Source organism: Limnospira sp. PMC 1279.21 (assembly GCF_032349615.1).
GTDB lineage: Bacteria > Cyanobacteriota > Cyanobacteriia > Cyanobacteriales > Microcoleaceae > Limnospira > Limnospira fusiformis.
The window spans coordinates 1-7,057 of the sequence record NZ_JARPLU010000206.1 but is presented as its reverse complement, the minus strand read 5'-3'; the positions used below and the strand labels follow the sequence as shown (position 1 = coordinate 7,057).

The 7,057-nt window shown below is 46.2% G+C and carries 6 protein-coding genes and 1 pseudogene; 1 reads left to right on the top strand and 6 read right to left on the bottom strand.

Going from position 1 to position 7,057, the window contains the following annotated elements:
* The 3 genes from P5683_RS21365 to P5683_RS21355 all read right to left on the bottom strand — a co-directional run.
* On the bottom strand, nucleotides 1-270 hold a 270-nt coding region (locus P5683_RS21365), incomplete at its 3' end, for an IS630 transposase-related protein (protein WP_315646936.1).
* Between the two features lie 375 nt (nucleotides 271-645).
* Nucleotides 646-3,045 (bottom strand): GH116 family glycosyl hydrolase, encoded by a 2,400-nt coding sequence (locus tag P5683_RS21360; RefSeq protein ID WP_006626306.1) that lies wholly within the window; start codon nucleotides 3,043-3,045, stop codon nucleotides 646-648.
* A 50-nt stretch (nucleotides 3,046-3,095) separates the two neighbouring features.
* On the bottom strand, nucleotides 3,096-3,566 hold the full coding sequence (locus P5683_RS21355) for a GNAT family N-acetyltransferase (RefSeq protein WP_006626305.1): 471 nt from the start codon (nucleotides 3,564-3,566) through the stop codon (nucleotides 3,096-3,098).
* A 95-nt stretch (nucleotides 3,567-3,661) separates the two neighbouring features.
* On the opposite strand from P5683_RS21355, the pseudogene P5683_RS21350 reads away from it, so the two are divergent.
* Nucleotides 3,662-4,141: pseudogene (locus tag P5683_RS21350) on the top strand (transposase); the annotation flags it as partial.
* 164 nt (nucleotides 4,142-4,305) lie between these two features.
* On the opposite strand, the gene P5683_RS21345 reads toward P5683_RS21350, so the two are convergent.
* From P5683_RS21345 to P5683_RS21335, 3 genes are all read right to left on the bottom strand, one after another.
* Nucleotides 4,306-5,484, bottom strand: a complete 1,179-nt coding sequence (locus P5683_RS21345) for an LptF/LptG family permease (RefSeq protein ID WP_006626303.1) — start codon at nucleotides 5,482-5,484, stop codon at nucleotides 4,306-4,308.
* Nucleotides 5,481-6,209, bottom strand: a complete 729-nt coding sequence (gene lptB / locus P5683_RS21340) for an LPS export ABC transporter ATP-binding protein (RefSeq protein WP_035759721.1) — start codon at nucleotides 6,207-6,209, stop codon at nucleotides 5,481-5,483. The genes P5683_RS21345 and lptB overlap by 4 nt, the downstream gene beginning before the upstream one ends.
* 140 nt (nucleotides 6,210-6,349) lie before the next feature.
* Entirely contained in the window at nucleotides 6,350-6,922 is a 573-nt protein-coding gene (locus P5683_RS21335) for an LptA/OstA family protein (RefSeq protein WP_006626301.1), read from the bottom strand.
* Nucleotides 6,923-7,057 lie beyond the last annotated feature (135 nt).

The following is a 7,057-nucleotide window of genomic DNA, read 5'->3' as shown; positions in this document are numbered from 1 at the left end:
GCAAAGTTGAGCCATTTGAGCGGAGGTTTTGTGGCCATGCTCTTGGGCAAAAGCCTGGAATTTCTGCCAGTCGGTAATTTGGTGGCTATGACCAGGTGGGCGATTAGGTTTAGGGAGGAAGTCGCCGGTGTGTTCTTTTCTTTGCAGCCAGAGATTGATGGTGTTCCGGCTGACATGGAAAACTTGACTGGCTTCGGTTTTGGGTATACCGTCTAGTTCAATTGCATTAATAACTTTTTGTCTAAGGTCGTAACTGTAGGGGGCTGGCATTTTGGGTCTTCTGTAGATATCCTTGCCATTATACGTCCTAACTTTTCTGTTTTTTGCTATAGCTCTAAAAGTTGAAGTCACAAAGCAGGAAGTTGTTACCCTGTTCCCGATGTCAAAAGGGGTATCCACATCAGGAGCCGTGTGATGTGAAAGTATCAAGCACGGTTTTGAATTGGAGTTGGGGAAGGCGACTTCCCTTTCGACCATAACGCCACAAAATAGTTGGATGGCTGACGCACCAGAATAATTAACACCCTTGGTGGGTCAGACGACCACAGTAATCATGATTAGACATGGGTAGGGGGTAGGGTGCGTCAGATAGAATCATCATGATGGCCACAAATAGTTGGATGGCTGACGCACCAGAATAATTAACTAGGGGTGTTGTATTTGATAATACATAGCCCAAATTGCCATAGCGCGGAGATAGTGACTAGCGCGGAAAGTTCCGGCGGCGGTAATAGCTTCTGGGGTGCGGAACTGGAGGCCGTTTTGATATACTTGAGTGATCACGGCTTCGGCGAGTTGAAAAGCCTCTTCTTTCATCCCCATTTGAATAAAGAAAGCGCCCAGACCGAAATTAATCCCAGTCCATACCTCTAGGGGGTGGGTATCGTTAGGATTCATGGGTTCTCCGGTAGTTCTGACACCGTTAGCGGCTCCAAACTTGCCATTATGAAAATTCTGGAAGCAGGCTTGATAAATGGTTTGTAGCGCCACTTGTGCGCGATGTGGCGGGACAATATCGGGCAAACCTAATAAAGCGGCATAAAACTGACCACAAAGTTGATCAGCCATGACGACATCAGATCCACTCTGACTGTCGAGATTGTAGTAGCTACCATTCCAGAGAGTTTGGTCATAAAGAGGTTTAGCGGTCTCTAGCCAATTAGTCCAGGTAGCGATCGCCTTAGTAGTATCTGGAGTGAGATCACGATTATGGGAAAGTAGGATATTTGCGATCTCAATAGCGGCTTCCAAAGCGGCTAACCATAACCCCCCACAATAGGCGCTAATCCCCACCAGTCGCCAATCATCAAAAGTCTGATCTGGTGCGCCGCCATTTTCTGGGATACCATCTTGATCGCGATCGAAGGTTTTGAGATAATCGAGAGTTTCGACGATCGCCGGCCAACATTCTACCAAAAACTGAATATCATCAGCCCCTGTCAACAGATAATCGCGATAGACCTGCAAGACAAAATCACAGGGTAAATCTTTCCACAAATTGCAATCCTGATAACTGGTGTAGTTAGTCTTTTCCCAGGGATGTTCATTAGGGGCCCCCAAGTCATGGGGAGTCGCCCCAGCCGCTTTCCGAATAGCTGAGGCTTGATTATAACCAATAATTCTGGGGGTATGATCAGCAGTAGCGATCGCCTTAGCAAAAGTCCGTATCACCGATTTTTCCAATTCTGGCCAGGACATCAACAAGCCAAAGGACCCATACAGGCGCACATCGAGACTTTCATACCAACGATAATCCAAGCATTCGAGGACAGCAAACCGTCCCCAAGGTTGATCCTCATCTGTAGCCGTCCATAGACTCCCCCCGTCCGTCAGTAGATAAAGTTCATTAAACAAAGCCATTTTGAACCAAGGGGGTAAATCTTGGCGATTGAGAATTGGATTTTGCCATGCTTCAATATTCTCACGCCAGGTGTCGGAATGCTTCATAGCTGTCCGAATCATTGACCAAGCGTTACGACCATTGCGCCCAAAAAAATCGGTATAGTGGCGGTAGTAACTAACTCCCGCCTCAAACTCACACACGGGTAAATCCCAGGCGATAAAAAAGGGAATTTTGCGAATTTTTCCGGGTCTGAGGATACAGCGGACCGCCAAAGCCGCGCCAATTCTTTCACCTTCAACGGCGGGTCTGTCATCCTGTATATCAATCAGGGACCCATCCTTAGAAAAATATTCCCAAATATCGTAACCATTACCGTTAGGGTTCCAGCGATTGTGATAATATACCTCAACGGCGGGGTTAGAAATAGTGGCGATCGCTATTTGACCCTCCCCTTCTCTCGGTTGGTCATTAATATTCAAGCGAGTCATCACACAACCAACACGGTGGAAGTCTTCGACAAAGCGATTCAAATTATCCTGACTATCTCCCCAGCGGGGCTGATATTCATAGACGGGACTACCATCATCGCGGACCTTGACCGTGGGGTTTTCTAAACTATTGGTAAACCAGCCGATAGTATTTTCCCAGGTTAATAAAATACTGAGGATAATTAGTTTATCGGTCGGGTTGTGGGCTATCCACTCAAAGACAGCAATAGGATAACTGGTTTCTTGGTAATTTCCCCCCCACACTGGGGAAAACTGTTCACAGGTTAATTGAGTTTGAAAGACGTTTTCATAAACAAACCAACTGCGGGGGTAAAGGGCGTAATAGGTTCCGGTTTGGGTATGTTGATCGGAAGTAGGATACCAACTCCATGCTGATAAGCTACCATCTTGGGGAGGCTGGGTAGATAGGGCGTAGGCTTGTCGTTTACCGTCGATTTCCTCAAAAACGCTAAATTGACAGCCAGGAAGGGGGCGAAAGATATGTTCCCCACCATCAAGATGCCATAGATTAAAGTCTCCCCGATGAGACCGACCAATGCAACCCGCGCCAAAACCCCCTAGAGGCATTCCATGAAAGGGACCATCATCTAAATTACTAGGGTAGCGTACTGTATAGGGTTTTTCCCATCCTAGGCCTATGGGACGATTCCAAGTATAGGGGGGAATATTTACGGTTGGGGATGGATATTGCATAGCATTGAATCGTTAAGGGTAGGATAGAAGTTAACTGCGGACCGGCGGGTTTAGCGTTTCATACGGACAAAGGTACAGGGATAGCCAGAAACAGTATTTTCAAAGGTTTCGACTTTGACAAATCCGGCTTTTTCATAAAACCGAATGGCGTTTTTATTCCCCGCCATGACAATAGTCCAGGCTGGGGAACCGATTAAATTAATCGCCAAACGCAAAAGACGGCATCCGATACCTTGGTGTTGATAATCTGGATCGATGTACAACAGGATAATATAGCCTTGGTAGATTGCCATAATCCCAATGACTTTTTTGCCATCACAGGCGACAAACTTGCGACAGAGGGGGAAAATACGGGCGATATAGGGATTTTCTGACAGGGGTCGCATCCCTCTTAAATCACAAGAACCGGCAAATTCGGCGGGTTGGGCGCGATCGTGAACTTGACAGACTTGTTGCCAGTCGCGATCGCGGTAGGGACGAATGGTAATCTGGGAGGTAACAAAATTGGGAGTTGTGGTCATTGATTAATTATCAAAAAATTGGGTCATTAACCTCGTCCTTATAGGACGACTTTATGCGTGTACTAAGATAAGGTAAGTTGCAAATGGTTCATGCCATGATTGTATACGAGTTCAAAGTCAAAGGGAAAGACAAGCAATATCAAGCCATAGACGAAGCCATTCGTACTAGCCAATTTATTCAAAACAAGTGCTTGCGCTACTGGATGGACAACAAAGACATCAAGGTAGACAAGTACGCATTGAATAAATATTGTGCAGTATTGGCGACTGAGTTTCCTTTTGCCAATGAACTCAACTCAATGGCTAGACAATCGGCTGCGGAACGTTCTTGGTCTGCCATAGCCCGATTTTACGACAACTGCAAGAAGAACATTAAGGGTAAAAAAGGTTTCCCTAAATTTAAAAAGAATTGCCGTTCAGTTGAATACAAATCATCTGGGTGGAAGCTGTCAGAGACTCGAAAAGCGATTACCTTCTCAGACCGGAAAGGAATCGGAACTCTGAAGCTCAAGGGAACTTACGACCTTAATTACTATGACATCAAGCAAATTAAGCGAGTGCGATTAGTGCGACAGAGATATCAATGCCGCTATCAACATTTTCAAGTTAGGACTCAGTACGGTAGGGCATACCGGAACTCACGCGCTCAGGAGATTTGTCCTCTTGGGCGGTTGGCGCCAGCCTGCTGTCTAACGGCGAGTCTGTGAATGTGGAATCCCCACGCCTTTAGTGGGGAGTGTCAATCCGCACTCCGGTACAACAAAAAGCCAGATACTCCTAAACCCAACATTGTTGGTAGCCAAGCTGCCATAAACGGGCTAAGAATTCCTTTCTGGCCCATTGCACCGGTGATAAAAGAGAGTAAATAATAGGCAAATATAATCATAACGCTGATTCCGAAGCTGGTGGCGCGGTTGGTGCGTCCTGGACGAGAACCGAGGGAAGACCCCAGCAGTCCAAACACCACACAGACAAAGGGAAGGGCGTATTTTTGTTGAATGCGTACTTTGGTTTTGAGGATTTTGGCTTGATCGCCACTGAGTTTCATCAATTCTAGGTATTCTTTGGTTTGGGCGATATTCATTTCCCCATAGTCGCGGTCTTGGCTGGCTAAGTCTAGGGGAACACGGGAAAGATATAATTGTTTATGGTCGAAGCGGGCAATATTACGATAAGAACCATCTGGGTCTACAATATAAACGGTGCCGTTATAGAAATCCCAGGTGCTTTCTTCGGGGTTCCAAATGGCGGTTCTTGATGAAATAATTTGGGTGATTCCGGCGCGGGAACGATCTAAAATGGTGACTCCTGACATTTTGCCATCGGCAAATTCTTCGGCATAAAAAAGCCGCCTTAAAACGTTAACGCGGCGGTTAGTACCCTCGACGCTTACCCTTTCATATTCTGGGAAAAAGATGTTAGTTGACCTGATATTTAGTGCGTCTTCATTGAGAGATTTTTGCAGGGTAATTGTAGCCTGAAAGTTGGCGGCTGGTACGATTATTTCATTAAAGGCGAAAGTCATCCCGGTGACGAAAAAACTAAAAATAATTGCGGGAATTACGAGGCGATAAAGACTAATGCCACAACTGCGAATGGCAATTAATTCACTATCGCTAGACAGTCGCCCATACACCATCAATGTGGTTAAAATCATTGACATGGGAAAGGCGAGGACCATAAAATCAGGCATTTTTAACAGGAATACCTGAAAAGCTACACTGACCGGAAGTCCCGATTCTGCTACGCGGCGGACTAATTCAAATACAGTCCCGACGGTGACAGCAACTGAGGTAAATAATCCTACCCCAAAGATAAAGGGAGGTATCAATTCTTGGATGATGTAGCGATCTAACACCGATAGGTTGGGTAGTAGCCATCGAGTTGAAGGTGTAGACTTGGTAATGCTTAATTTCATAATTGAAAACTATCGCCAAGGTAATACTGTCGCACTAGGGGATTGTTGTAAAGTTCTTCTGCTACCCCTGATGCAAAAATCTGTCCGTCTCTCATGATATAGGCGCGATCGGTAATGGCGAGGGTTTCGCGAACATTATGATCGGTAATTAAAATGCCCATATTCCGATCGCGTAAATCGGCGACAATGGCTTGCATCTCTGATACGGCGATCGGGTCAACTCCCGCAAAGGGTTCGTCCAATAGCAAAAAATGGGGCGGTAATGGCCCTGATGCTAAGGCGCGGGCTAATTCTGTCCTGCGTCTTTCACCCCCGGAAACTTGCACGCCTAAGTTGTTAGCGACTTTTTCTAACCGAAAATCCTGCAAGAGACTGTTAAGCCTATGTTCCCATAGACGGCGGGGGACACGGGTTTGTTGGAGAATTAACAGAATATTGTCGCGGACACTTAGATGTCGGAAAATACTGGCTTCTTGGGCTAAATACCCTATACCTAGTCTAGCCCGTTTGTGTATCGGTAGGTGGGTAATATTGCGATCGTCAAGATAAATACGCCCCTGGGTCGGCTTTTCTAATCCAGTGGCTATATAGAAGGTGGTGGTTTTTCCGGCACCATTCGGACCCAGTAAACCAACAATTTCTCCCTGGGAGATAGATAAATTCACGCGACTAACAATAGTGCGCTTTCCATAGGACTTATGGATGTTTTCCAGCACGATTTTCATTGCTGTTTGACAAAATTTGAGTATAGCGCGACGGCTGTTAACGGTGATATAGATAGTTATATCAGGCAACGGACAACAGAGATTACAGGCAACAGAAATATATTCCTGATTATATTCCTGATTACCCATCAGGTTGAATTCTACGGGGAACCTAAAGGGGTTTGAAAGGCGGGTAAGGGGTTAAATGGTTGAGCGGCAGCGTTGTTTTGCTCGCTGGTGTTGTCGGGAAGCAGATAAATTGACTCGACCTGTCCGCCTTGGCGGGGAGTGGCGATAAATCGCCCTTCATCAATTAGATAGGTGACGGTTTCTCCTCGGATAGTGTTGCCATTTTGTAAAACTAAAACATTCCCGCTCAGGATGATGCGACGTTCCTGGCTGAAGTATTGGGCTTGGGCGGCGGTGGCTTGAATTTGACGGGCGGGGTAGTCTATTTGTACGTTTCCCCTAGCGGTGACAATTCCGGTGTTAGCATCGGCTTCCTGTATATCGGAACGGACGGTCATGGCTTGACCAGAACCTCTGGGACTTTGGGCGTTACCTGGATACGGGCTGAAGATACCCCCAGTAGATAAAAATGGAAAGATGGCGATCGCTATTATAACTCCCAGTACATGGGTAATTTTGGGGCTACCAGAACTACAGCCAGACACGGACTGTTTCCACAATAGCAGTTGTAGGTGTTTGGGTAATCTATTCATCAGCATGATCATGTGTGAGGACGACGATAGGAGTATTGAACCCTGATAACGGCCGGCGGTTTCATTATGGCATTAACACTGACTATATTGGAAACTGATACATTTACGCGACATTTTTCCGGTTGTTCCCGGACAATGCGACGATAG